Origin of the sequence: Singulisphaera chitinilytica, assembly GCF_049331405.1 — a bacterium.
GTDB lineage: Bacteria > Planctomycetota > Planctomycetia > Isosphaerales > Isosphaeraceae > PoT.
In genome coordinates this window covers 6,757,824-6,782,829 of the sequence record NZ_CP186274.1, presented here as the reverse complement: position 1 = coordinate 6,782,829, position 25,006 = coordinate 6,757,824, and the positions used below count along the sequence as shown (strand labels likewise).

At 66.5% G+C, this 25,006-nt stretch carries 20 protein-coding genes; 7 read left to right on the top strand and 13 right to left on the bottom strand.

Annotation, left to right across the window (positions count from 1 at the left end; all coding sequences use genetic code 11):
* The first annotated feature begins 4 nt into the window (after positions 1-4).
* On the top strand, positions 5-2,197 hold the full coding sequence (locus ACOYYX_RS26710) for a DUF1549 and DUF1553 domain-containing protein (RefSeq protein ID WP_422925359.1): 2,193 nt from the start codon (positions 5-7) through the stop codon (positions 2,195-2,197).
* A gap of 89 nt (positions 2,198-2,286) precedes the next feature.
* Here ACOYYX_RS26710 and glgX read toward each other — a convergent pair whose 3' ends face one another.
* A complete protein-coding gene (gene glgX, locus ACOYYX_RS26705) occupies positions 2,287-4,458 on the bottom strand; it encodes a glycogen debranching protein GlgX (RefSeq protein ID WP_422925357.1) in 2,172 nt (723 codons plus the stop codon).
* A gap of 561 nt (positions 4,459-5,019) precedes the next feature.
* On the opposite strand from glgX, the gene ACOYYX_RS26700 reads away from it, so the two are divergent.
* Positions 5,020-6,897: a metallophosphoesterase gene (locus ACOYYX_RS26700; protein WP_422925355.1), complete on the top strand. Its 1,878-nt coding sequence runs from the start codon at positions 5,020-5,022 to the stop codon at positions 6,895-6,897.
* Positions 6,898-7,023: 126 nt separating this feature from the next.
* Positions 7,024-8,199, top strand: a complete 1,176-nt coding sequence (locus ACOYYX_RS26695) for a mandelate racemase/muconate lactonizing enzyme family protein (protein WP_422925353.1) — start codon at positions 7,024-7,026, stop codon at positions 8,197-8,199.
* Here the strand turns inward: ACOYYX_RS26695 and ACOYYX_RS26690 are convergent.
* The 10 genes from ACOYYX_RS26690 to ACOYYX_RS26645 all read right to left on the bottom strand — a co-directional run bounded on the left by ACOYYX_RS26690 (position 8,153) and on the right by ACOYYX_RS26645 (position 18,170).
* A complete protein-coding gene (locus ACOYYX_RS26690; RefSeq protein ID WP_422925351.1) occupies positions 8,153-8,359 on the bottom strand; it encodes a hypothetical protein in 207 nt (68 codons plus the stop codon). The two genes, ACOYYX_RS26695 and ACOYYX_RS26690, sit on opposite strands and share 47 nt — an antisense overlap.
* Positions 8,346-9,707, bottom strand: a complete 1,362-nt coding sequence (locus tag ACOYYX_RS26685) for a glycosyltransferase family 9 protein (protein WP_422925349.1) — start codon at positions 9,705-9,707, stop codon at positions 8,346-8,348. The genes ACOYYX_RS26690 and ACOYYX_RS26685 overlap by 14 nt, the downstream gene beginning before the upstream one ends.
* The gene (locus tag ACOYYX_RS26680; RefSeq protein ID WP_422925348.1) at positions 9,688-10,785 is read right to left on the bottom strand and encodes a glycosyltransferase family 4 protein; all 1,098 of its coding nucleotides are present in this window, start codon (positions 10,783-10,785) and stop codon (positions 9,688-9,690) included. Before ACOYYX_RS26680 ends, ACOYYX_RS26685 begins: the two co-directional genes overlap by 20 nt.
* A complete protein-coding gene (locus tag ACOYYX_RS26675) occupies positions 10,782-12,281 on the bottom strand; it encodes a hypothetical protein (RefSeq protein ID WP_422925346.1) in 1,500 nt (499 codons plus the stop codon). Before ACOYYX_RS26675 ends, ACOYYX_RS26680 begins: the two co-directional genes overlap by 4 nt.
* Positions 12,278-12,988 (bottom strand): class I SAM-dependent methyltransferase, encoded by a 711-nt coding sequence (locus ACOYYX_RS26670; protein ID WP_422925344.1) that lies wholly within the window; start codon positions 12,986-12,988, stop codon positions 12,278-12,280. The genes ACOYYX_RS26675 and ACOYYX_RS26670 overlap by 4 nt, the downstream gene beginning before the upstream one ends.
* A complete protein-coding gene (locus ACOYYX_RS26665) occupies positions 12,985-13,752 on the bottom strand; it encodes a glycosyltransferase family 2 protein (RefSeq protein ID WP_422925342.1) in 768 nt (255 codons plus the stop codon). Before ACOYYX_RS26665 ends, ACOYYX_RS26670 begins: the two co-directional genes overlap by 4 nt.
* Positions 13,745-14,809, bottom strand: coding sequence for a CDP-alcohol phosphatidyltransferase family protein (locus ACOYYX_RS26660; protein ID WP_422925340.1), 1,065 nt, complete (start codon positions 14,807-14,809; stop codon positions 13,745-13,747). Before ACOYYX_RS26660 ends, ACOYYX_RS26665 begins: the two co-directional genes overlap by 8 nt.
* Positions 14,810-14,849: 40 nt before the next feature.
* Positions 14,850-15,806 carry a glycosyltransferase family 2 protein gene (locus tag ACOYYX_RS26655; protein WP_422925338.1) on the bottom strand — a complete coding sequence of 319 codons (957 nt, stop codon included), beginning with the start codon at positions 15,804-15,806 and terminating at the stop codon, positions 14,850-14,852.
* Between the two features lie 236 nt (positions 15,807-16,042).
* Positions 16,043-16,999 carry a sugar phosphate isomerase/epimerase family protein gene (locus tag ACOYYX_RS26650; RefSeq protein ID WP_422925336.1) on the bottom strand — a complete coding sequence of 319 codons (957 nt, stop codon included), beginning with the start codon at positions 16,997-16,999 and terminating at the stop codon, positions 16,043-16,045.
* A gap of 346 nt (positions 17,000-17,345) precedes the next feature.
* Positions 17,346-18,170, bottom strand: coding sequence for a sugar phosphate isomerase/epimerase family protein (locus ACOYYX_RS26645; protein ID WP_422925334.1), 825 nt, complete (start codon positions 18,168-18,170; stop codon positions 17,346-17,348).
* Between the two features lie 269 nt (positions 18,171-18,439).
* Between ACOYYX_RS26645 and ACOYYX_RS26640 the strand changes: the two genes are divergently transcribed.
* Positions 18,440-18,937 carry a hypothetical protein gene (locus ACOYYX_RS26640; RefSeq protein ID WP_422925333.1) on the top strand — a complete coding sequence of 166 codons (498 nt, stop codon included), beginning with the start codon at positions 18,440-18,442 and terminating at the stop codon, positions 18,935-18,937.
* A gap of 195 nt (positions 18,938-19,132) precedes the next feature.
* A complete protein-coding gene (locus tag ACOYYX_RS26635) occupies positions 19,133-19,660 on the top strand; it encodes a hypothetical protein (protein ID WP_422925331.1) in 528 nt (175 codons plus the stop codon).
* A 16-nt stretch (positions 19,661-19,676) separates the two neighbouring features.
* Here ACOYYX_RS26635 and ACOYYX_RS26630 read toward each other — a convergent pair whose 3' ends face one another.
* The gene (locus ACOYYX_RS26630; protein WP_422925329.1) at positions 19,677-20,228 is read right to left on the bottom strand and encodes an opioid growth factor receptor-related protein; all 552 of its coding nucleotides are present in this window, start codon (positions 20,226-20,228) and stop codon (positions 19,677-19,679) included.
* 72 nt (positions 20,229-20,300) lie between these two features.
* A complete protein-coding gene (locus tag ACOYYX_RS26625) occupies positions 20,301-22,004 on the bottom strand; it encodes a PAS domain-containing sensor histidine kinase (RefSeq protein WP_422925327.1) in 1,704 nt (567 codons plus the stop codon).
* 524 nt (positions 22,005-22,528) lie between these two features.
* Between ACOYYX_RS26625 and ACOYYX_RS26620 the strand changes: the two genes are divergently transcribed.
* The gene (locus ACOYYX_RS26620; RefSeq protein WP_422925325.1) at positions 22,529-23,806 is read left to right on the top strand and encodes a glycosyltransferase; all 1,278 of its coding nucleotides are present in this window, start codon (positions 22,529-22,531) and stop codon (positions 23,804-23,806) included.
* The gene (locus ACOYYX_RS26615; RefSeq protein ID WP_422925324.1) at positions 23,803-25,005 is read left to right on the top strand and encodes a hypothetical protein; all 1,203 of its coding nucleotides are present in this window, start codon (positions 23,803-23,805) and stop codon (positions 25,003-25,005) included. Before ACOYYX_RS26620 ends, ACOYYX_RS26615 begins: the two co-directional genes overlap by 4 nt.
* Position 25,006 lies beyond the last annotated feature (1 nt).

Below are 25,006 nucleotides of genomic sequence, written 5' to 3'. Positions count from 1 at the left end.
ATCGATGACTGGCCAGGACGACTCCTTTGCCTTGAGATGGAGCCTTCGAAGTCTCGCCCTGCTGGGTGCGTCGCTCGTCGGTGTTCTCTCATTCGCCGAAGAGAAGGCCTCGGCGGGTAAAGATGAGACGCACTGGGCCTTTGTGCCCCCGAAGCGCCCCCCCTTGCCGGAGGTCGAGCATCGCGGCTGGGCTCGGAACCCGATCGACGCCTTTATCCTCGCCCGCCTCGAGGAGGAAGGGCTGGAACCCTCGCCCGAGGCCGACCGCGCCACCTTGCTGCGGAGACTCGCGTTCGACCTGACCGGGCTGCCCCCCGATGTCGAGGACTTGAAACGGTTCCTCACCGACCGCTCGGCCGATGCTTATGAGAAAGCCGTCGACCGCATGCTGGCGAGCCCTCGATACGGCGAGCGCTGGGCCCAGCACTGGCTCGACCTGGCTCGCTACGCCGACACCGACGGCTTCGAGTTCGACCAGGCCCGCGACGATGCCTGGCGCTATCGCGACTGGGTCGTCGCCGCCCTGAACCGCGACCTCCCTTACGACGCCTTCATGCGCCTGCAACTCGCCGGGGACGAGGCCGCCCCCGACGACCCTTCGGCCTTCATCGCCACGGGATTCAACCGCTGCTATCCCGACATGGTCGACCTCAACGACCAGGGCCTCCGGCGGCAGAACGCGCTCAACGACATCACCGAGACGACGGGCCTGGCCTTCCTCGGCCTGACGATCGGCTGCGCCCGCTGCCACGACCACAAGACCGACCCGATCCGTCAGGTCGACTTCTATCGGCTCCAATCGTTCTTCGGCCCCGCGCGATTCCGCGACGACTACCCCGTGGCCTCTCGCGCCGAGCGGATCGAGCACGAGCAAGGCCTTGAGCGCTGGTTGCGCGAAACCGCCGACCTGCAAAAAAGCCTGATCGGCCTCGAATCTCAGGTGCGCCGCATCTTCGCGGCGGGAGTCCCCAGGGGACTCAATGACGACGTGGTCGCCGCCTTCCAGAAGCCCGAGAATGAGCGGAACGCGCATGACGTCGCGATGGTCTTCGACGCGCTGCGCCACGACCGTCGCATCCGACCCCGCGCCTGGACTCTGGCATTCGACCCGACCACGGCCCGGATCCGGCAGTTGCTCCTGGCCGAAGTCGATCGCCGCCAGAAGTCGCCCCCTGCGCGGCTCCCGATCGCCCGGGGAATCGATGAGGACGGCGCGAAGCCTTCGCCCACGTATCTGTTGAAGCGAGGCGATTTCAACATGAAGGGGCCGGAGGTCACCCCCGGGTTTCCACCCGCCATCGAGCCGGGACCGGAGCCGACGATCCCGACATTCCCCAAATCCAGCGGGCGACGGTCGACGCTGGCCGATTGGCTTGCGAAGCCGGACCACCCGCTAACGTCTCGCGTCCTGGTCAACCGGCTCTGGCAGCATCATTTTGGCCGCGGACTTGTCGCGACGCCGAGTGACTTCGGCATCATGGGGGCCGAGCCGTCGCATCCCGAGTTGCTCGACTGGCTCGCCTCGGAATTCGTCGAGCGGGGTTGGAGCCTCAAGGCGATGCACCGGCTCCTCGTCACGAGCGCGACATATCGCCAGTCCTCGCGCCCGCAGGCGAAGGGGCTCGCCGTCGATCCCGAAGGCCAGCAGCTCTGGCGCTATCGACGACAACGCCTGGATGGCGAGGCGATCCGCGACAGCCTCCTCGCCGCCTCGGGTCAGCTTCAAGCGGGGATGGGAGGGCCGCCGGTCTTCCCCAAGCTCCCCGCCGAACTGACGAAGTTGAGCAGCAAGGGCGCCGTCTGGCCCGTCTCGGCAGATGAACATCAACGCGACCGTCGCAGCCTCTACGTCTTCGTCCGGCGCAACCTCAGATATCCCTTCTTCGAGGCCTTCGACCGCCCCGACACCAACGCGAGCTGCCCGCAACGCGCCGTGACGACAATCGCGCCCCAGGCCCTATCCCTCCTGAATAGCGAGTTCGCCAGCGAATCGGCCCAGGGCATGGCCGCACGGCTCGAACACGCTTTCCCCCACGACATCGAGGCCCGCCTCCGGCTCGCGTATCTCCTGGCGTTCAGCCGGGAGCCCGACGCCTTCGAGCTCGAACTCGGCCGTGCCTTCCTGGCTCAGGACCCGTCGTGGTCCCACCTCTGCCTGGCATTACTCAACACCAACGAGTTCATCTACATCGATTGATGACGAATCCTGTCGCCAATCGACGAAACAAAGCGAACGAGGCGGGACTGATTATCCCGCCTCGTTCGCTTCATGATATCAGCACATCATCACTTTGCGACCAGCACGATGGTAGAGCGGGGCCGCACGGTATAGCTCGTCTCGGGCAGGAAGAAGGCTTCTTCCTCGGGGACGATATCCTCGCCGGGGGGCAGGGAGGTGTCGACCACTCTATACCAGCGGCGGCCCTCGATCGGGGGAAGCTCCACCGTCAAGGGCTCCCAGAACGAGTTCGCCGCGACGTAGATGGGGACGTCCGAGCGCTGGTCGGTCTGGAAGGCCTCGAGCTCCCATGCCAGGAATCGCGACGACTCGGAAAAGTCGGCCTCGGCGGGCCGGACGCCGTGCCAGTTGATGTTGCGGAGGATCGGCGTCTCGACCTCGTCGCCCGTGAGGTATCGCCAGCGGCGGACGATCTGGTGTCGCTTGCGGAAGGCGATGATGAGCTTCGTGAACCGGAGGATCTCGGAGTGCTTCTTGGCGAACTCCCAGTTGATCCAGTTCAGGGAGTTGTCCTGGAAGACGACGTTATTGTTGCCTTCCGAAGTGCGCCTCATCTCGTCCCCGTAGAGCAGCATGGGCGTGCCCTGCGAGAGGAAGAGGAGGGACAGGAAGTTCTTGATCTGCTGGCGACGGAGCTGGTCGATGGCGGCCTTCTCCTCCTCGGGGAGGTCTGCATTCGCGAGTTCCCCCTCGTAGCCGCAGTTCCAGCTCTCGTTGTCGTTGGCCCCGTCGCGGTTGCCCTCGCCGTTGCGATGGTTGTGCTTCTCGTTGTAGGAGACGAGGTCGTTGAGCGTGAAGCCGTCGTGGCAGGAGACGAAGTTAATGCTATGGAACGGCGAGCGTTCCGAGTCGGGGCTCGGCGAGAAGAGGTCGTACGAGCCGGCGATCCGCGTGGCGAGCTCGCCGGTAACGCCCGCATCCCCCTTCACGAACTTGCGGACCGTGTCGCGGAACTTGCCGTTCCACTCGGCCCAGCGCCGGTCGGAGAAACTGCCGAGCCGATACTGGCGGATGCTCCAGGGCTCGGCGATCAGCTTGATCCGGGAAAGGACCGGGTCGGTCTCGATCTCGTGGATGATTGGCGTCTTGCCCTTCTCCTGCTGATCCACGTCGACGGCGAAGACCGCCGCGAGGTCGAAGCGGAAGCCGTCGACGTGCATCTCCGTGACCCAGTAACGGAGGCAATCGAGGATGAACTTCCGGACGACCGGGTGATTGCAGTTCAGCGTGTTGCCGCAGCCGGTGAAGTCGTTGTAGAACTCCGGCTTCGGGGCCAGCATGTAGTAGATGTTGTTGTCCAGGCCCTTGAAGCTGACCGTCGGGCCGTAGTGATTCCCCTCGCGCGTGTGGTTGAACACCACGTCGAGGATCACCTCGATGTTGTTCTTGTGCAGCTCGCGGACGAGCATCTTGAACTCGTCGACCTGCTGGCCGAGCTTGCCGTAGTAGCTGTAATGCGACTCGGGGGCGAAGAAGGCGACCGTGTTGTAGCCCCAGGCGTTCGCCAATCGCTCGCCCGTCTCGGGGTCGCGGAAGGGGCCGTCGAACTGGTCGAACTCCATGATCGGCAGCAGCTCGACCGCCGTGACCCCCAGCTCCTTGAGATACGGGATCTTCTCGATGAACCCGCGATAGGTGCCGGCCAGGTCGCTCTCGGACGAATGGTGCCGGGTGAAGCCGCGGACGTTGACCTCGTAGATAATCGACTCTTCGATGGGGATGTCCGGGTGACGGTCCTCCTCCCAGTCGAAGTCGCTCCGATAGGCCACGCAGCGCGGGGCTCCCGCCACATTATCCACATGGCTGGGGCGGAGGTGACGGTCCGGATCCTCGGGATCGGTGTTGTCGTACCCGAGGGCATCGCCCGGCTGCCAGTAGAAGTCCCCAGTCACGGCCACAGCATAGGGATCGAGCAGCGTCTTGGCGACGTTGCAGCGCGTCCCGTTCGAGGCCGGGTTGTAGGGGCCGTCGACCCGGATATTGTACAGGGTCTTGTTCGGCAATCCCTCGACGAAGATGTGCCAAATATCGCCGGTCCGGTTGGTCTCGGGCGAGAGCGGGATCACCTGGCTCGGTCGTTGATCGGCGATATTATCAAACAAGAGGAGTTCGAGCCGGGTCGCGGAGGCGGATTGGAAAGCAAAGTTGATCCCCTCGGGCGTCACCGTCGAGCCGAGCGGTTCGGGATCGCCTTGGAGCAAGTTCGAGATCTTGGGCATGGGGCCTCTCAGCAATTCTTTATTCAGATGCAATGACAAAATTGGGAGTGGGAACAGCAATCCGCGCGCCCGACGACACATCCCTGTCACGGACTTCGGGTGCGGAGCCATCCCGTCGCCGCCGATCCCCGATCATCCGGCCGAAAGGGACCACCTGACGCCATCGGCACAGGTCGGAACATGGACAATTGTGGCATGCAAATCCGGAGTTCGCCGCAAAACGGCCCACTCCGCGAGAGCCTCGCAGGCCGCTGTACCCCTACAACCCTTGCGAGCGATCCAGGCCTCGAATGAGATCCGAGTGTTGAGCCAGGAACTTCGATCGATCACGGCCAAGCCGTCATCGAGAAAACCATTGCTCAAACGCGCGATCTGGACCCCCAGTTTAGATGCCATCGGGGCCTGAGCCAGGAAGGCCTATCGTCAATCGAAGCTTTGGCGATCGAATGCGAGGAAAGCCCGGAAAACTCAAGGAATTCGCTCTTTGAGGCCGGGACGAATTCCGTTATGTACGTGTTCGGTAAGTCCTCGTCCTCCAGCGCCCAGGGAAGGGGTTCGAGCATGGAACGCTCGTGCACAGTCCGATGCTTGGTGCCGATCCTGCTCGCAGCCCTCATGCTGCCCGCCTGCGGAGGTAAGATCCCCGTCGATCAACTTCCCTCGGCCGACGAGACGCTCAGCTCGATCGGCAAGCGCCTGAGCGAGACGAGATCGGCGGCCGAGCTCTCGAAACTCGCGCCTCATGGCGCGATGGTCCTGAATGCGCTCAACGACGAGGAGCGCGATGCACTCGGCCGCGGCTACCTCCGCTTCGAGGTGGATCGCCCGGCCATCGTCGAGATCGCCGCCAGCCCCTCGGCGATCCCCTTCTGGCTGGCCGACCAGAAATACGTCAGGGTCTCGGAGACGTTGCGGATCGAGGGAGAGGACTGGCCCATCTTCCGCAAGCGGTTCGAGCCCGGCTGGATCGGCCTGGGGGTGAACGGGCTCGACCGGGCATCCCCTTCGCACTACGTCGCCTTTGTGCGACCTGCGACGGGGGGAACGCTCTCGATCACGAAGCTCTCGCCCGAGGCCGTCTCCGTCGCAACAGCGGGTAAAGGGGTCAGCACGACCTCGGGGCACGAGACCAGGATCGAGAGGCTGCCGGAGATGCTCCGGGGCGCGAGCCTTCTGCGGACCCCGCATGACGCGAGGAACTCCACCGTCCTGGCGAAGGGGCGGGTCTGGAAGACGCACGTCGTCTCCGGCTCGGCCCCCGATCAGGTCGCCATCGCCTTCGGCAACGACCCGGCCCGGAGCCTGTCCTGGACCTGGCGCACGAGCGAGGCCGTGAAGCACACGGCGCTCCGGATCGCCCCGGCCGTTGGCATGGAGTCCGAACCCCACGACTCGCTCTCGATCCGCACCCTTTGCGGCGACTCGACCCGCGTCGAGATCCGGGAACTCCTCAACGACCCCGTCGTCCGGCGCCACCGCGTCACGGTCGACGGGCTCGAGCCGGATCGGCGTTACCTCTACGCAGTCGGTGACGGCTCGGCTGAAGGCTGGACCCGCTGGCAAGCGGTGAGGACCGCCCCTGTGCAGGTCCGCGACTACCGATTTCTCTACATGGGCGACGCCCAGTGCGGCCTCGAAGGCTGGGGCAAACTCCTGCACAAGGCCCGCGAGCGGAATCCCGACGCCGGCTTCCTGCTGCTGGCCGGCGACCTCGTGGACCGGGGCAACGAGCGGACGAACTGGGACCACTTCTTCCTGCGGGCCGAGGGGGTCTTCGACAGGCTCCCGCTCATGCCCTGCGTGGGGAACCACGAGTACCTCGACCGCGGCCCCTGGCTCTACTCCACCAACTTCGACCTGCCCCGCAACGGCCCGGCGAACTCCGACCCCAAGCTCGTCTACTCGTTCGAGTATGGCGACAGCCTGATCGCGGTGCTCGACAGCACGAGGGCCGTCTTCGACGCCGACGCCGCCCAGGCCCAGGCGGACTGGCTCGACACGATCCTCGCCCGGACGCGGGCCACCTGGAAGTTCGTGATGTTCCACCACCCGATCTACGCCTCGCACCCGACCCGGCAGAACCCGGCGCTCCGCGAGGCCTGGGTGCCGGTCATCGACAAGCACCACGTCGACATGGTCTTCCAGGGGCACGACCACGCGTACCTCCGCACCTACCCGATGCACGGCAATCGCCCGGTGGAGTCGAACGCCCTGGGGACCACGTACGTCGTCTCCGTCTCGGGCGAGAAGTACTGCGACGTGGACCCAAGGGACTACACCGCGACCAGCTTCAGTCAGGTCTCGACCTATCAGACCATCGACATCGACGCGACCCAGAATCGGTTGACCTACCGCACCTGGGATCTCGAAGGCCGCGAGGTCGACCGGCTCATCATCGACAAGCCCGCCCCGGCCCCGACGCTCGCCCGCTCGCGCTGATCCGCACCTCACGTCGTCGCCAGGATCCGGGCCCGGCTTGATCCTGGCATTCGCCGGGCCCGGCCGCTACATTCGTCTCGACTCGCGTCCCGCCCGCACCGATCGAGATGGCTCCAGGCGACCGACATGAAGATCACGGGAATCGACCTCCACATCCTACTCGCCCCCGACTACAGCTCCGAGGCCTGCTCGTCGGCCCAGGACGACCTGATCGTGGAGGTCCACACCGACGAGGGGATCGTCGGCGTGGGCGAGACTGACACGAACCCCTGGGTGGCCCGCGAGTGCATCAAGGCCCGGGGCACCCACTGCATGGGGCGAGGCCTCCAGGAAATGCTGCTGGGCGCCGACCCGATGGAGCCCGAGAAGGTCTGGGAGACCCTCTACAGCGGCTCCAAGATGACCGGCCGGCGCGGGGCACTGATCTGCGCCCTCGGCGCCATCGACATCGCCCTCTGGGACATCAAGGCGCAGGCCCTCGGCGTGCCGATCTGGAAGCTCCTCGGCGAAGGCCCCCGACCCGTGACGCCCTATGCGTCACTCCTGCCGACGGGCTGGACCCTCCAGGAATACACCGACTCCCTCGTCGCCAAGGTGAGGAAGACGAAGGAGCTGGGCTTCCGCGCGGCCAAGCTCGAGGTCTGCCTCAACGGCCCGTACAGCCACAACGGCCTGCAGGAGCCGAACGAGGCGATCGTCGAGGTCGTCGCCGAATGTCGCAAGGCGGTCGGCCCCGACCTCGTGATGATGGTCGACGTCGCCTACGCCTGGCCCGACGCCGAGACGGCGCTGGGCGTGATCGAGCGGCTCGCCCCTTACGATCTCGCCTTCATCGAGACCCCCATCGACATCGACGACTTGAAGGGGCATGCCTTCCTGCACGAGCGCTCGCCGATCCCGATCGCCGCCGGGGAGTGGCAGAACACCCACTTCGAGTTCCTCGACCTCGCCGACCAGGGGAAGGTCGACGTCCTCCAGCCCGACCTCGGGCGGGTCGGCGGCTTCACCGAGGCGATGCGCGTCTGCAAGCTCGCCGCCGAGCGAGGCCTTTCGGTCGTCCCGCACTGCTGGAAGACCGGCCTCGGCATCGCCGCCAGCGCCCACATGGCCGCGGTCGCCGAGAACTGCCCCTACATCGAGTTCATGCCGAGCGAACTGGCCGAGTCGCCGCTCCGCCGCGAGTTGCTCGTCGAGGACTTCCGCATCGTGGACGGACAGCTCGAGTTGCCCACCAAGCCGGGCCTCGGTTACACGCTCAACCGCGAGGCCCTGGAGAAGTATCGGGTCGACGATCGCTCTTGATCCCTGAGTCCTTGCTCGACGCCCCGACGATCGCCCGGAACTTCGCCCCGCGTCGCTCGACAATCATCTTCGCATAGAGGCCGCCGAACCAGAGGACCCAGGCGAGCATCAGCCAGCCTCGCCAGTCGATCCGCCGGCCTGTGTCCTCAGATCGGGGCATGGGGCGACTCCTCGCGGTGCAGGCGTGCCCACCACCTCTTCGACGCCTTATACACTCGCTCGGGCTTGAGCCCGGTCATGCAAGGGTGGTCGGCGAGCGGGCAGGTCTTGTGGTGGCAAGGTCGGCAGGGGACCTCCTTGCGCAGCACCAGAGAGCGTCGTGACCAGGGGCGCCATTGCGCCGAGCGGTTCGTGCCGCTGAAGAGCACCACCGAGGCGATCCCCGCCGAGGCGGCCAGGTGCGCCGGCCCCGAGTCGGCCCCGATGAAGAGGTCCGCGCGCTCGAGGAAGGCCGTCGTCTGCCGGACCGTCATGCGGCCGGTCCAGTTCCTCAGGTTCGGGTGCCTCGCGAGCGAGTCGGCCACGGCCACGTCGACCTGGCCCCCGACCACGATGACACGCCAACCGTCCTGGAGGAAGCGGCCGATCAGAGCCTGCCAGTATTGCGCGGGCCAGCGCTTGGCCGAGGTCCCCGCGCCGGGGTGGACGGCGAGCAGGGGCGCCTCGGAGCCGAACCGGCCGGCGTGCAGCCAGTCGGCCTCGTCCCCTTCGAGCCTGGTCGAGGTAGCGACGGGGGCGACCAGGCTCTTGGCGCGTCGAGCCGAGCCCGACTCACGCCTGGCCTTCACCGACTGCGTGGCCACTCGGGCCTCACGCAGGGGCCAGGCCTCGCGAAGCCATTGCCCGACCTCGATCCGGTCGCGATCGGTGGCGTGGACAACGACGCGAGGTGGGCCTTCGGCCGGGACACCGAGGCGGTCGAGGAGCGCGAGTCGCGACTCGACCTCGTGGCGGCCGGGGATCCACTCGGCCGCTTCCGTCAGGAGGAAGCCGCCGCCCCCCATCGTCCAGCCGACGCGGCGGGGGATGCCCGCCAGGGTCAGGACGAGGACGGTGAGGATGTCGCCGCGGACGTCGATGCCGAGGTCGTAGGCGGTGCCCCGGAGTCGTCTCCCGAGTTCCCAGACGGCCGAGCCCAGAGCCCAGCGACCCGACTGGCGTTCGAACCAGTTGCGGGCGGCGAGCCGTACGTGGTCGACGTTGGGGTCGGCCTCGAAGACCTCGAGGTTGCTGGGCGAGGCGAGCACGTCGATTGTGGCCTCGGGATAGGCATCGCGGAGCCTGGCCAACATGGGGCTGGTCAGGACGGCGTCGCCCAGGTGGTCGAGCTGCACGACGAGGATCCGCCGAGGGGTGCCCGGCCTGGGTGCCTCGCGAAAGCGGCGCCAGAGCCACATACCCATCGAGCCGAAGGCGTCGAGGACATGGACCATGACCCGCCACCGCAGCTTGCTGTAGCGGTAGCGTCGGATCGGAACGGGCTTGGGTTCAGCCGGCAATTTGGTCATAAACCTCCGCCGTTCGCTGGGCGACGTCCGACCAGAGATATCGCGAGCCGACGTGCGCCGCGAGGCGGGGGTCGGCCCCTTGCTCCCAAGCGCGGATCAGCGCCCGGGCGATCTCCGAGGGGCGGTCGGGGCGAGCATACTCGACCCGATCGCCGAAATATTCGCGTGTGCATCCGTAGGGCGTGACCACGACCGGGCAGCCGGCCAGGGCGGCCTCGAGCGCGGCGAGGCCGGGGGTCTCGAACCAGCTCGGCAGCGCGAAAACGCGGGCCGCCGCGAAGGCCGAGGCCAGCCTCGGGTCGTCGTGCTCCATCGTCCCCATCCAGCGGACCAGGCCATCCCCGGCGCGTCGGCAGGCCTCGGCGTAAGCTTCACGACCTGGGGGCACCGTGCCGATCACCACCAGGCGAAGCCCGAGTGCCGCGACCGCCTCGATCAGCCCCAGCACGTTCTTGCGGGGCTCGATCCGCCCGGTGTAGAGCACGAAGTCCCCCGCGCCATACTCCTCGCGGAAGGTGGTCGCCGAGGCGTAGGCGAAGGTCGACGACACGCCGTTCGGCACCACGCGGATCCTGGCGAGGCTCGTGCCGAAGAGCCGGTTCAACTGGTGCGCCTCGGCCTCGGAGTTGGGCAGGACGACGTCGGCGAGTTCGAGCAGCGAGCGTCGCCAGCCGGGAACCTTCGGAGCCAGCCGCTTCACACCCCACCTGGCGAGGTCGCAGGCCCGACGGATCGGGTCGGTCGCGAGGGCGGCGATGGCCCTGGGTTCGAACCAGCAGATCGGCGAGAGCGCGATCGGGACTTTGCGGGCCTTGGCCACCTTCGCCAGCTCGAGCCCCTCGCGGGACATCCCGAAGAGGTGGAGCAGCCGGGCGTCCTCGATGCGGTCGAGCCAGGGGGAGAAGAGGCGGATGCTCAGGCCCAGGTCTTCGAGGTGCCGGCCGGTCTGGACGAGCTGGTTCTCGCCGCCGCCGGGCGCCTGGAAGACGACCGAAGGGGCGTGATAGAGGATCGAGCCGGGGAGCATCGCGCCCTGGGATCTTGCCGCGGCCCAGGCGTAAATCGGGGACGTCTTCATCGAGCAGCCTCCACGCCCAGCGGTCCTCGCCATTGCCGCAACCGCTTCTTGACGCGATCGGTGAACAGGTTCGTGGGGAGGTCGTCCACGGGGGTGACGGTCTCCCAGTCGAGGGCCGCACGCACCGCGGCCTTCAGGCTCGCCGACCGGGGGGAGGCGACGGTCGACGGCATGTGGTTGATCGAAGGCTCGCGACGCTCATAGGCGAGGTCTTCCAGCCTCAAAAGCATCCGGGGCCCGGTGACGGGCACCAGAGCGACGTGCTGGCCTCGGGCCACCTCGAGCGCCAGGGGGTACTCGACACTCCACTCCTCGAACTGGAGCTCGAGCCGATCCTCGGTCTTGGGCACGAGTGACCATCGCCTGGCGTGGCGCCAGTGCCACCATTTGGCGAAGTCGCTGAGCGTGACACGCCAGAGAAGCGGCTCGTTCGCGATCGTCCTCGCGAGCGTGGCGAGGACCTCGGGATAGCGGGCCAGCCGACGCTCCGGGTGGCCGTAGACGAACGCCGGCTCCCCCGCCTCGATCTTGGCGATCACCGTGCGGGCGAGGTGTTCGGCAACAACCCGGCCGTCGTCGATCCCCGCCTCGTTGAAGATCCCCTCACAAATTGGGTGGATCGGGATCTGCAGGACCTTCGAGAAGCGGTCGCCACGCCAGGGGAAGAAGGGCAAGTCGTCGTAGCCGAGCTGGAAGTCAGACGAATAAAGATATCCGAAATCCTCGAGCTCCGCGTCCAGCCCCGGGTTCCAGCGTCCGTGCGGGGCGGCGAACCCGACCGAGGCGAACCCCGCATCCTCGAGGATCCGGCGGGCCCTGCGGAGATTCCAACGGTTGGCCTCGGGGTCGCGATAGATGAAGTGGTAGTGCCCATGCGACTGCGTGTCGCAACGCAGCAGGTCCTCCAGCACCTCGGGCTCGCGGCCATAGGCGTGCGTGCTGACGAAGTGCGTGCAGCAATCGTCGAGCGGCCGACGCGCCCTGGCGTACCTGGCGTAATCCTCCACGACCGACTCGTCGAGGTCCGCGCGGAAGTTGAAGGCCGAGCGATAGGGGAACGGGAACGGCGCAAGCCTCGCCCAGACGCCACCGGCCTGGTTCACGGCATGCCGCAGCCTGCGGATCAGGCGATGGCGGATCGCCGCCTTGGCGACTCGCGAGACGCGTTCGGTGACGATCCCCTCGTCCACCTTCCAGGAGACGCGGGTCCCCTTCGTGTCGACGAGCGCCTCGAACGGGTCGCGGCCATCCTCACGTCGGAGCAGGTCGATATCGAGCGCGACGTGCTCGGGGCTGAGGGCCGATCGGAGCTTCGCCGCGGAGACCTTGCGGCCGTCGTAGAGGACGAATCGGCCACCTCGAAATGCGAGGGGATGAGTCTCCTTGGCCCGGACGCAAGCAATCCCTTCCTGCCCGAGGATCAGCTCCAGGCCCGGCGGGGTCTCCCAGAGCAGGAGCGGCAGGGGGGGCAGGCCCGACAGTGTGAGCGGGTTCATGCGGCCCTCCCGGCAACGGCAACCTTTGCCGACCAGACCGTCATCAGGCGAGCGGCCGGGAACTGCCGGAAGACCCAGCGATCGGCCTCATTGGGCGAGAGCAGGTAGCGGACGGAGACGTCTTCGAAGTCTCGCCTCAATCGTATGCTCAATCGCCGGGGCCAGAACCAGCGCTCGCGGACCCGCTCGTCGTGGCGGTACATCCAGCGGCCTCGGCGCTGGTCGATCCACTTCACCGCCAGGCTCGGCAGCCAGGGGCGGTGCGCGTTGAGCGACGCCGCGTTCTTGTCGACGATCGCGAGGATCCCGCCATCGCGGAGGACCCGACGCGCCTCGGATAAGGCGGGGTCGATCGCCTCCAGGTGCTCGAAGACCTCGACCGCCACCACCGCATCAAAGGATGCCGACGCAAACGGGAGCCGACTCGCCGAGCATCGCACGCGATTGAGGCCCTCGGCTTCTTCAAGCATCCCGGCCGAAAGGTCAATCCCGACGACCTCGGCCCCGCCTTCGGCCAGCCTCGACGCGAATCGCCCCTTGCCGCAACCGAGGTCGAGGATCCGCTTGCCCCGCAGCGGCTCCAGGGTCGAGACGAGTGCCCGCAGCCGGGCATCGTCGTCGGGCACGACCCGCTTGAACCGGGCCTGGAGCTCGTCGAACCGCGCGGCGACTTCGGCCTCATATTCGTGGGCGATGGAGGTCGTCATGAGGCCCCCCGCAGTCGAAGGCGCTCGCGATGCTTCCAGTGCCGAACCGCCACCGAGAAGCCGGAGAGGGCGCAGAAGGCCAGGCCCTCGACGCCGTCGCGGAAGCCTTGTTTGCCGAGATAGAGCTTGGCGAACGTCCAGGCCGGGCGGAGCGTCAGGTCGACCGGGTGCGGACGACGGCCCTCACGCTCGAACTTGATGGCTTCGAGCGTCGTATATTCATTGATTTTCCTGAGGAACGTCTGCATATCCGGGATCGTCCGATGCTTCAACGCTTGTTCGAGCTGACCGGCATCGCCTTGCAGGTCGACCGTCTCGTGGACCGCGCCCACCCAGCGACCGAGCCCTCGGCGGAAAAGTCGGAGCGGCAAGTCGTATTGCGTCCCCGAGTAGGAGAAGGATCGGCCCAGGATCACGCTCCGGATCGGCACGCGGTAGCCGGCCAGGCCTGCGGAGGAGTCATTGAGCTTGCGACGGGCCTCGGCCTCGAGCTCGGGGGTGGCCCGCTCGTCGGCGTCGATGGCGAAGACCCAATCACCTGACGCAAGATCCAGCGCGGCGTTGCGCTGGCTGGCGAAGTCGTCGAAGGGGCGGACGATCGCGCGATCGGCAAGTTTCCTGGCGATCGCCTCGGTCTCGTCGTGGCTGGCGGCGTCGACGACGACGATGACCTCGTCGGCCCAGCGCACCGAGGCGATGCAGTCGGGCAGGTTCTCGGCCTCGTTCTTGGCGAGGATGAGCGCGGAGACGCGAGCGTCAGGCATGGTGTAGCACCCTCCTGGCCGCCGCCGCCGAGGTCCGCAGGGGGAAATAGAGGCTGTAGGCCACGAGCGCCAGGTCCAGGCGCCCGACGGCGGCCAGCACAATCCAGAGGTGCCAGCGGACATCGGCATGCCCGATCAGGCGGACCAGGCGAGTCGTTCGGGGCGCAGGCATGGCCACCGGCTTGAGGTTCGTCGACGAGGCCACGTGGGGCTGGCTCGGCAAGCCCGGCTTGGGTTCTTCGGGGGACGAGCTGGTGATCGCAAAGAAGAGGTATTTGCTCATACCATAGAGCATGCCCAGGAGCAGCCAGGCGACGTGCCCAGTCTGGGCGTACGTCCCCCAGGCGATCGCGGCGTGCAGGGCCATGTCGCCGACCTCGTCCAGGCTCCCGTCGAGCCAGCGGCCGAAGTCGGACGATGTCCCCTGGAGCCTAGCCAGGTGGCCGTCGGCCGTGTCGAGGACCAGGGCCACGGCCAGGGCGACCGCCGACGCGATGCAGACGAGCGTCCAGGGCGGTGCGAAGGCCGTCAGCGCCGCCGTGCCGAGGACCAACGAGGCCGAACCCAGCGTCAGCCAGTTGGGGCGCACGCGGGTCTGGCAGAGGGACCGCGCCAGCCGTTTCGCGGGCATCAACGCCCAGTAGCGGCCGAGCGGCTGATAGGTCTGTCGGCGGCTCAGTTCGGCGTCGGCGCCGCTGAGCCCGTGAGGCTGATCGAGCCGCCAGATGACGGCCGACTCAGGGTCGCCGCCCCGGCGCACCACCCGGCGGAGCTTCGTCAGGTCGTAGAGCCTGTCCGTCCTCAGCACCACAGCACCCTCGTTGGGGGGGCCGGTCGAGAAGGCGAATCGGCCCGACTGACGATCCGAAAGGAGCGACTCGAGCCGTGGGTGATCCTCGAGCCTTGCATGGATCTGGACCGCGTTGGTGTCGAACGTCAGGGCAAGCTCGACGAGATGCGCCAGCACGGACCGTCCCTGAATCAATTCGCCGGCGAGCGGCCCGACGGGACCCCTCGGGCGGGCGTCGATCACGAGTTGGACGGACTGACGGGACATCGGTCGCCTCCTTGCGACTTGACGCGAACGGGACAGCCAATCACCAGCGGAATTGTCGGAAATAGGCCTCCTGGCGGGCCACCCAGCCTGCCTCACCGACCTCCTGGGCCCTTCGAGCGGAGAGCACCTCCCCAAGTCGCGCCAGGGCCTCCGCGAAGGCGACCGCGAAGGTCGGGCGGAAGGTCCCCAGCGTGTGGATCAGGCGGATCGGCAGCCAGGCGAGGTGCCGGGCGAGCCTCAGACCGCTCAGGTTCTTCCAGGCGAAGATCAGGCTGTTCCTCGCGGCGAGCCGGTCGCAACCGGCCTGGCCGTGCGCGGGCCCGAACGAGCCGAAACCCTGGTGATAGGTCTTCGAGCCGGGGACGTAGTACCCCTTCCAGCCGGCCATCCAGCCCCGGAAACCAAGATCCAGGTCCTCGATCCGCCCGGGGAAGAAGATGGGATCATAGCCGCCGAGATCCAGGAAACGTTGGCGATCGACGGCCAGGATCGGGCCCGCCGAGGCCGTGAGGTCGGGCAGGTCCACCTTCGCCTCGTGGCCGGGGACGCGGCACATCCCCTGGACGATGCCGAACCGGCTCCGGATGCGCGTCCGCATCCCCTCGTATTCGAGGCCGTCGAATGTCCAGCACTGGGGGGCCGAGAACAGAACGTCGTCGTGCTCGGCGAAGGCGGCGAGCAGCGGATCGATCGCGTTGGGCTCGAGCTTCACGTCGTTGTTGAGCAGGAAGACGACCGGCTCGTCCAGCCTGGCGAGGACGTGGTTGAACGAGGCGAGACCTCGATTCGGCTCCGAGATCAGGCCGACGCTCGGCCAGGCCTGTCGGAGGAATTCGATTGAATCATCGGTCGAGCTGTTGTCGATAACGGAGACGGAGCAGGGGACCGAGGCACGCTCGGCGGCCGCCACGATCGAGGGGAGGCACTCGGCCAAGAGCCCTCGCCCGTTGTAGTTCAGCACCAGGATGTGCGTGCGGTCGACCACCACGGGATCCATCCCTTAGGGCATATAACGCGCGTCCCTGCGCAGTCCGGCATGAAATCGCCGGTACGATACGGTGCCACCCGGATTCGGTCAAGCCGGGGTTGCGCCTGCGCGGGGTGAAATGAGCCTCACCCATCGAGCAGGCCCTTTCCCGCTCGCCGGGCCAATCCAAAGCGGAACGAAAGCAGCCTCGAACCCTTGCGGGCCGAGGCTGCCGTCGATCTCGGAACTGACTCCGTGAAGCCGACTCAGACCGCCGGGGTGTACGTGGCACCCTTGAGCGAGTCGAGCAGCTTCTTGGTCGCCACGATGCCCTCGTGCTCCTTCAGGCGGCTGCCTTCGTACTCGATGCCGACGAAGCCGTTGTAGCCGCTGTCGGTCACGATCTTCATGATCCGGGCGTAGTCGAGGGCGATCTCCTGCCCCTCGCGGAAGTCGTAGCTCTTGGCCGAGACCCCCTTGGCGTAGGGCATCATGCGGGCGATCGCATCATAGATGTCGATCGTGTATTTCCCTCGGCGATCCTTGGGGAAGTTGCCGAAGTCGGGCAGGGTGCCGAACCGGGGCTTGTTCACGGCCTTCATCAGGGCGAGGAGCGCGTCGGGGTCGCTCGACGGCCCGCCGTGGTTCTCGCAAATGATGTTGATCTGATTCTTATCGCCGTACTCGGTCAGGGCCGAGCAGGCCTCGGCCACCGCGCCGACGTCGGTGGGGCTGTAGTGGCCGCCGGTGTTGACGCGGATCGAGTGGCAGCCAAGCGCGGCGGCGGCGTCGACCCAGGCCTTGTGATTCTCAACGGCCTTGTCGCGCTCCGCCTTCGACGGAGAGCTGAGGTCGCCTTCGCCGTCGATCATGATGAGGACGCAGGTGACGCCGTGATCCTTGGCCCGCGTCTTGAGGTCCTTCAGGTAGGCCGAGTCGTGGGCCTTGGTCTTGAAGAACTGATTGACGAACTCGACCCCGTCGATCTCGAATTTTTCGCGGGCGATCTTGGGGAAGTCGAGGTTATCGATTTCCTTCTTGAAGAGCGCGTTGTGCAGCGACCACTGGGCGAGCGAGATCTTGAAGTCGCCGATCTTTCCGGCGGGGGGCTGCCCGGTGACGTCCGCGGCCCAGGTGGGCCTCGATCCCAGACCCAAGGCGGCGGCGCCGCCGACCAGGGCGCCTCGAACGAACATCCGTCGCGAGATGGAGGATTCGGTCATCGCAAGGCATCTCCCAAAGCAAGGGGATTCGGCCTGTTTTGGCACAGGCAGACACGCAGTCTATAGAGGCGGTATCCCCCCGGTCAACTGCCTCGGCCGCCTTCGCAACCTCATTGATGGGCCGAGGCTGCGTCCATCCGGCCCTGGACGCGAAGGATGGACGCATCGACGCGAAGGCACCGTATGGACACCCATGCAGACTTGCAGAATCCAGCAGGAATTCATTCCCGAGACCCTCGGGCCGGCGAGCGTGTTCCCCGGGCGTCGAGGCTCCTCCCGAATCCTTACGGCCGAATCGGCGTGGCCGTCGAACGGAAGGGGTTCAATTTGATCGCGAGGTCGGCAATCAGGCGTAAGGGATCTCCCGTTCGTCAAGGATCCCCTGGAGCGCCCGGGCGGCGTCGCCGAAGCGTTCGGGGCCGGTGAAGCCGTAGGAGAGCTCGGCGATCACCAGGTGGGGTTCCAGGACGCAGAAGCCGTCGTAGCCGCTCGCAAAGGCGTCGGCGATGAGCTCCGGGATCTTCCCATCGCCGGAGCCGGCCGGGACGTTGCGATGGAGCTTGGCGTCGTAGTCCTTGACGTGGAAGTGCGTCACTCGTGATTTCAGGGCCGACCAGGCCTCGTCGATCGGCTGGCCGACTTCCACGTAATTGGCCGGGTCGAACGCGTGGGAGAGGCTCGGGGAGTTGACCGTCTCGACCAGATCGAGGACCCGGGCTGCGGTGTCGCCGTAGATCCCCTTCTCATTCTCGAGCAGGAGCTGGATGCCCCTGGCGGAGGCCTGCTCGGCGATGTAGGTCATTCGCCTGACGGTCTCTTCGCGGTAGAGGACCGGGTCTTCGCCGGGAGGCATGTAGTAGCTGAAGATCCGGATCCGAGGCGTCGCGTAGAAGTCGGCGAGGTTCATCGCCAGCTCGATCCGCTCCATGTGCGGTTCGAACGGCTCGGTGATCTTGATCTTGCCGAGGGGAGACCCGATCGCGCTCAGGCCGAACCCGCGCCGATGCAGCAAGTCGCGGAACTCGACGTGCTGGGCCTCGCTCAGGTCGAGGACGTTGACGCCGAAGATGGACCGGAACTCGATGTGGCGGATCCCGTGGCGCTGGAGGATCTCGAGTTGCTCGAGCGGGTCCTTGGAGATCTCGTCCGCAAAGGCGCTGAGGCGAATCATTTCGGGCGTTCCCGGAGACAGGGGCGCGGGGGTCCGTTCCAAGGCCCCACATGGTAGACGCTCGGCCGCGAAACCGCCACCTCGCGGTGTGGCCAAGCGGGCACCGGCGGGTTAGCATGAGTCAATACGGTGTCGCAATTCGTCGGGAGAACAATGCAGTCGCGGCACCATGGTCGAGCATGGCGTCGGGCTGGCACCGACGACGGCGGGTCGAGCCGATCTGGGACGCCAGCTTCATTCCATAAATCGTTCAGGAAGGATGATCACGCATGGGCGCAATCCTTTTGCCGCTGTTGATATACTGGCTGGTTCTCTTCGTAGCCTGTTTCACCGTCGTCGAGGTGGCCCAGGACCAGTTCTACGATGAGGTCACGCCCCGCGCCGGGCTCAAGGTGGCGAGCGGTTCGCTGATCCTCGCCGCGTTCGCGACCTGGCTGCATCCGACCTACGACACCATGTACACCGCCGACATCGCCAAGACCGCGCTCCAGGCGATCGTCTGGTTCGGGGTCTTTACCCTGATCCTCCAGTTCCACCCGACCCACGCCGCCTCGCTTGGGATTCTGACGCTGCTGATCGTCCCGGGCCTGGCCTCGATGGGCGTCGAGAGCATCACGGCCCCCAGGCTGGCCGCCCCCGCCACCCGCTATGTCACCCCGACGAAGCCCGTGCGGAGCCAGGTGGGGGGCATCACGGCACCGCCGGTCTCCAAGGCGGTCGACCCCTCGAAGGCCGCCACCAAGACCGCCACTCCTGCCAAGAAGTGACCCTGCTTCGCAAGGGCCAAGCCGCTCGCGAGCGTGCGTCTCACCGAGCGGACGGACCAAAGGCTGACTCGTCGGGTCCGCACGCCCCCCTTTACGCGCGTCTCGAGCCCGAGAGACAATGAATGAGGTAGGCTTACAGAACGGATTGGTCAATGCGTGTGCACGTTGGCCCGACCCCACGAGAGGAGCCCGACGATGAATCGGCCCAGACGAGGCTTGCCCCGCCCCCTCCGCACGATGCTGCTCGCAGGCGTCCTCCTCCTGGCGCCGGCATCGTTCGCGAAGGCCCAGATCGGCCCATTCCCCGCGGGCCTCGGCTATCCCATGTATGGCTACGGATATGGCGGCATGGGCTATGGGTACGGCTTCCCGGCCTACGGCGGGGGCTATGCCGGGCCGGGCGGTTATGGCTACGGGTATCCCAACTTCGCTTATCCAGCGGCCGGACTAGGCTATGGCTATTCCGGCATCACGCCCGGCTATGCCCCCGGGTATGCAGGGGTGCAGCAATACTTCTACCCGGGCCAGGGCTATGCCAACCCGCTCTTCGGGCAGGGACTCTCGCCCCTGGGCGTGCAGAGCGCCCTCTCCGAGAACGCCATCATCCGGGGCTCCCGGTCGATCGGCCGCACGGCGATCCCCATGGGGCCGAATACCCAGGTGATCCCCACCGTCCCGAACACCCAGATCCCTCGGACGACAGCCCCGAAGCAGCGGCCTTGAGCGAGCCGAGGCTGGTTCACTCCTGCGCCTCGTCAAACTTCTGCGCGGCGGCCAGCCAGCTCGGGTCTTCCTCCATCGCGGCGGCCCGCCAGCGTGCATAGGCTTCCGGCGTGATGCCGGCTCCGACCTCCCCCCGGAGCCGGCCCAGCCGGTCGAAGAGGGCGAGCGCCTCCTGCTCGAAGCTGAAGAGGCGGAGGCATTGCAGGACCCGCTCGATCCTCAGCCAGTTGTGGTCGGGCCCGGCCCAGATGACCTTCTTGGCCTCGAAGTCGGCCCCCTTCACGACCTGGCCCTCGACCCTCTCCAGGCCGAGGAATGCCAGGAAGCGGTCGAGCGACGTGATGAGGTTCTTCCGGATCTGGTACTCGGCCCCGAAGGCGGCCGTGTCATCGTCGTCGACGGTCGGTGCCTCGTAGCTGAAGAGGCTCCGCTTCCGGAGGGGAAACATCCACGAGATGAAGTTGTGCGTCATCTCGATATCGTCGTCCGAGAAGGCCCAGTAATCCTGGAGTTTCCTGCCTTCGTGGTCCTCGGCCTCGCCTCGGTAGAATTCGATCAAGCGGGACATCGTGTCTCCTGAAACGTGCCGACGAGCAAGTTGAATCCGAGGTCGCACAATCAATGGCGATCACTCGCGTGATCACGACGAGGGGGGCGGCGTCTTCGGCATCTCGAGGGGTAGTCTGACGATGAAGTCCGTCCCGTCGCCCGGCTTGGACTCCACGCTGATGGTCCCGCCGTGGGCCTGGACGATCCCGTAACTGATCGAGAGCCCAAGGCCCGTGCCCTGGCCGATCGGCTTGGTCGTGAAGAACGGGTCGAAGATCTTGTCCTGGATCGCCTGCGGGATGCCCTGGCCGGTGTCCTTGACGTGCAGCTCGACCCCCCCCGGCACGCAGGACGAGGCTACGGTCACCTTGCCGCCGCTCGGGCAGGCGTCGAGCGCGTTGGAGAGCAGGTTCAGGACGACCTGATTGATCTTGCCGGGGTAGCAGGTCAACTTCGGCAAAGGCTGGAGGTCGGTCTCGAGCTTGACGTCCTGGGTCTTGGCCCGGCCGTTGATCAGGTTGACGGTCGAGGCGATCCCCTCGTTGATGTCCGCCTCCTTCAGATCCCCCTCGTCCAACCTCGCGAAGTCGCGAAGATCGCGGACGATCTGACGGATCCTGCGTAGCCCCTCATTCGACCGATCCATCAAGCGGTCGAGGTTCTCGAGCAGGAACGGCAGGTCGACCTGCTCGGCGCGGTCATTGATCTTGGCGAGGAGTTCGGGACGTTGTGCCCCGACAAGGTCCTCGGCCTCGTGCCAGAACCCGAGGAGGTCGCGGAGATAGCCGACCTCGCGGCGGAGCACCGTCACATCGCTGGTCACGACGGCGAGCGGGTTGTTGATCTCATGCGCGACCCCCGCCACCATCTGCCCGAGGGCGCTGAGCTTCTCGGCCTGGACAAGCTGGGCCTCGGCACGCTTGAGCGCCTCGTGCGTCTCGCGCTCGGAGCGGATCGTCTCGCGCAGGAGGGCGTTCTGGCTGCGGAGCTGATCCTCGGCCTCGCGACGCGCCGCCACGTCGCGGGTGTTGCACTGGATCTCCAGGACCTCGTTCGTCGCCGGGTCTCGGATCGTGCGGGTCTTCGTCTCGACCCAGACGTATCCGCCGCCCTTGTGGAGCAGCCGGCAGGTCACGGTGGAGGTGTCCGACGTATTCAGGATCGCTCTATGAGCCTCGTGGACGAGGGGCAGGTCGTCCTCGTGGATAATCTCCCAGGGGAGGTGGCCGAGGAGTTCCTCGGGTTCGTGGCCGGTGAGGGCCAGGCTGGCCGGCGAGACGTACAGGTAGCGACCCGACGGATCGTGCCGCGAGATGACGTCGGTGGAGTTTTCGGCGAGCAGCCGATACTTCTCCTCGCTCTCCCGCAAGGCCTGCTCGGCCCGCCGTCGCTTCGAATTGTCGCGCAGGACGACCACGACAACCTCGACCTGGCCCTGGGGGCCCTGGATCGGGGAGAGGAGGGTCTCCCACGTGTCGATTCCGGTCGCGATCGGCACGGACAACTCGCCGAGGAGTGCCCGGCCGGACTCGAAGACCTGGCGGACCTGCGACGACAGCTCGGCCGCGCGGTCGCAGGGGAGGCCCAGTTCGTCCCAGGTCAGGCCGACGATCTCGGAGCGATCCTTGTGCAGGTAGCGCGAGCCGGCGGGGTTGGTGTAGAAGATCGTGCCGGTCCGGTCGCACACATAGACGAGGTCGGGCGAGCCCGCCAGGAGCGCATCGATGGCGCCTCCGTTCCAATGGAGGTGCGTCGGCGTCCGGATCGGCCCCTCTCCTGGTTGCACCGTCGCCATTGGGAGAATTCCTCCAGGCCGACCATTCCTCGGCAAGAAAATCTCTCTTATTTATTATGAGCTGAGAGACATGAGAACGGACAAAATCCGACGAGACGCCCGCCCTCGTGCCGAACACTCCCGGTCGCAACGTGTCGAGCAAACACGACCTATGACCGTGTATAATCGGGCTGGCCGTGGGGTGTAACGACACGATGATCGATCGGAACCGGACGAATTGGCGCGGGACGACCCCAGGATCGCATACCGGAATCACGGCTCGCTAGTCGAGCGCCGTCACTCTTAACTCGCGAAGCCGATGCCAAGACTTGGAGGTCCTCGTCAAGGGATATCTTACCAGGCCCGGTTCTCGGCACAAAAGCTTTGCAGGACAAATCCTTCGACGGAGCCCTCTCGGAGGGGCCATGCACGGCCGGCGTCGAGGGGCAATGGGCCGACGACCATCGTTGTAAGAAATGCGGGAGCCGACGGTTCAAGCCTCCGCTCGGACCCGGCTTGAATCGACCTGACTCGGGGAAACGGACGTGAATATCCTGCTCATCGCCATCGGAAGCGCGGGGGACGTGCATCCCGTCGTGTCGCTCGGCCTGGGGCTCCAGGCCAGGGGCCATCGCGTCACCCTGATCACCAACGGCCACTTCCGCCCCCTGGCCGAGCGCGTCGGCCTCGACCTCGTCGAGCTCGGCACCGCCGAGGATTACGACAGGGTCATCGAGCGTCCCGAAGTCTGGGACCCGGCGCGGGGGTTCAAGTTCGTCGTCGAGTGGGCCATGGTCCGGCCGATGCGACCGACCTTCGACATCATCCGCGAGTTGAACGTGCCGGGCGAGACCGTCGTGGCTGCTCCGATCACCGCCGTCGGCGCGAGAGTGGCCCATGAGGCCCTCGGCATCCCGCTGGTCACCGTCCTGCTGCAACCGTCCATCCTGCGCAGCTTCATCGACCCGCCCCGGATCGCGGGGTTCCCCGCCTCGAACAAGATGCCGAAGCTCTGGAACCGCTGGATGTTCTGGGTCGCCGACGTCGCGATCATCGATCGCCTGATCGCCCCGCAGGTCAACGCCTTCCGCGCCGAGTTCGGGCTCGCCCCCAGGAAACGACTCTTCAAGGAATGGAACACCTCGCCGACCCGGATCCTCGGGCTCTTCCCCGAGTGGTACGCGCAGACTCCCGAGGACTGGCCGAAACACCTCAAGCTCACCGACTTCCCCCTGTATGACGAGAGCGACCTCGCCCCGCTCGCTCCCGAGGTCGACGCCTTCCTGAACGCGGGGGCGGCCCCCATCGTCTTCACCCCCGGCTCCGCCATGCGGTTCGGCGGCGACTTCTTCCGCGAGGCCGTCGACGCCTGTCGTCGCCTGGGCAAGCGAGGGGTGCTGCTATCCCCCTTCCGCGACCAGATCCCTGCCGACCTCCCCGACAGCATCCGGAACTTCGATCGCGTCCCGTTCAGCCAGATCTTCCCCCGGGCCGCGGCCGTCGTGCATCACGGGGGCATCGGGACCTCGGCGCAGGGGCTGGCCGCTGGCGTGCCGCAACTCATCATGCCTCTGGCCCACGACCAGCACGACAACGCCTATCGTCTCGAACGGCTCGGGGTCGCCAGGTCGCTCGAGGTGCCGAAGTTCAAGGCCCCCGCTGTGGCGAGCCGACTCAAGGAACTCATCGAGTCCCCGCTCGTGCATGCCCAGGCCCGGAAATACGCCGAGTTGCTCCGACCTCGGAACTCTCTCGCTCGCTCGTGCCGCGTGATCGAGGAGACGCTCGACCTCGAACCCACGCCGTTGAAGATCCAGGGATGAGCGAACAACTCGAGGAGGTTGGATCTCAACCCCCGCCTCGGCGCTTCCGCCAGCTTGGCCGCTTACTCTGGCCACTCTTCGCGATCGGGGCGATTGTCGCCCTGGGCCCGCTCGCCCTGCTCACGGTAATCGCCGAGACCAGGGGTGGTCGGCTCGCGGGATTCTGGGCCCTCGCGACGCTCGGGATGCTGGTCCTGAGCATGGCTGCCTTTCGATCACAACGCCCCTGGCCGTGGGCGGTTGGCCTCGTCATCCTCGCAGGTCTATGGGCGTGGCTCGGCTGGCAGGCGATCGTAAATGCTCCGCCGGGACGCTCCTCGTCGGAGTACGGCGTCCTCCAGTCCCGATTCCTCGGCGAGGGGAATCTCAGGCGCCACAGCCCCTTGAATCTCATCCCGGAAGTGGATCAGGTGAAGCTCGCCGTGACCTTGATGTCGCGCCTGGTCCCCTGGATGAAGCGGGATCATGCGAGCCGGCTCAGGCAGATCGCCACGCGGCTGGCCCTCGAGGCCGAGATGCAACCGGATCAGCGCGAGCTCGGGTCGGTGTCATATCTGGCCGTCGACGAACTCATAGGCAGATCCTTCGACGCTGGCCATTACTATGCATATATTCCGAAACCACGAGCCGGGGAAAAGCTCGGGGCCATCGTGTTCCTGCACGGCAACGGCGGCAACCTCAAGCTGTTCGCCTGGGCCTGGCGAGCCTTCGCCGAAGAGGCACGCTTCGCTATCATCTGCCCGACCTATGGCTTCGGCTTCTGGGGGGAGAAAGGGGCCGCGGCCGTCGAGCGCGTGCGCCGCGATGCGCTCGAGCATTTCCCGATCGACCATGACCGCGTCTACCTGGGAGGGATCTCGGACGGGGGCAATGGGGTCACGCGGACGGGCCGGAGGTATCCCCATGCGTATCGAGGCCTGATCTATTTCTCCCCGACGATGCGACGGGATGAGTTAGGCTCCGACGCATTCAGCCGAGGCTGGGCGGGGCGGCCGGTCCTGGTTTTCCAGGGGGATCGCGACTGGAACGTCCCCAAGAAAAGCGTGGACCCGGCGATCGACTTGCTCCGAGAGCAAGGATGCCGGGTCACGTATTCGGTCTTTCCCGGCGAAGACCATTTCCTGTTCTTCGCCAGGAGCCGGGAGTTGTTCGACGCGATCCGGCGCTGGATGGCCTCGGAAGAAGCCGCCCCGCGCTGAT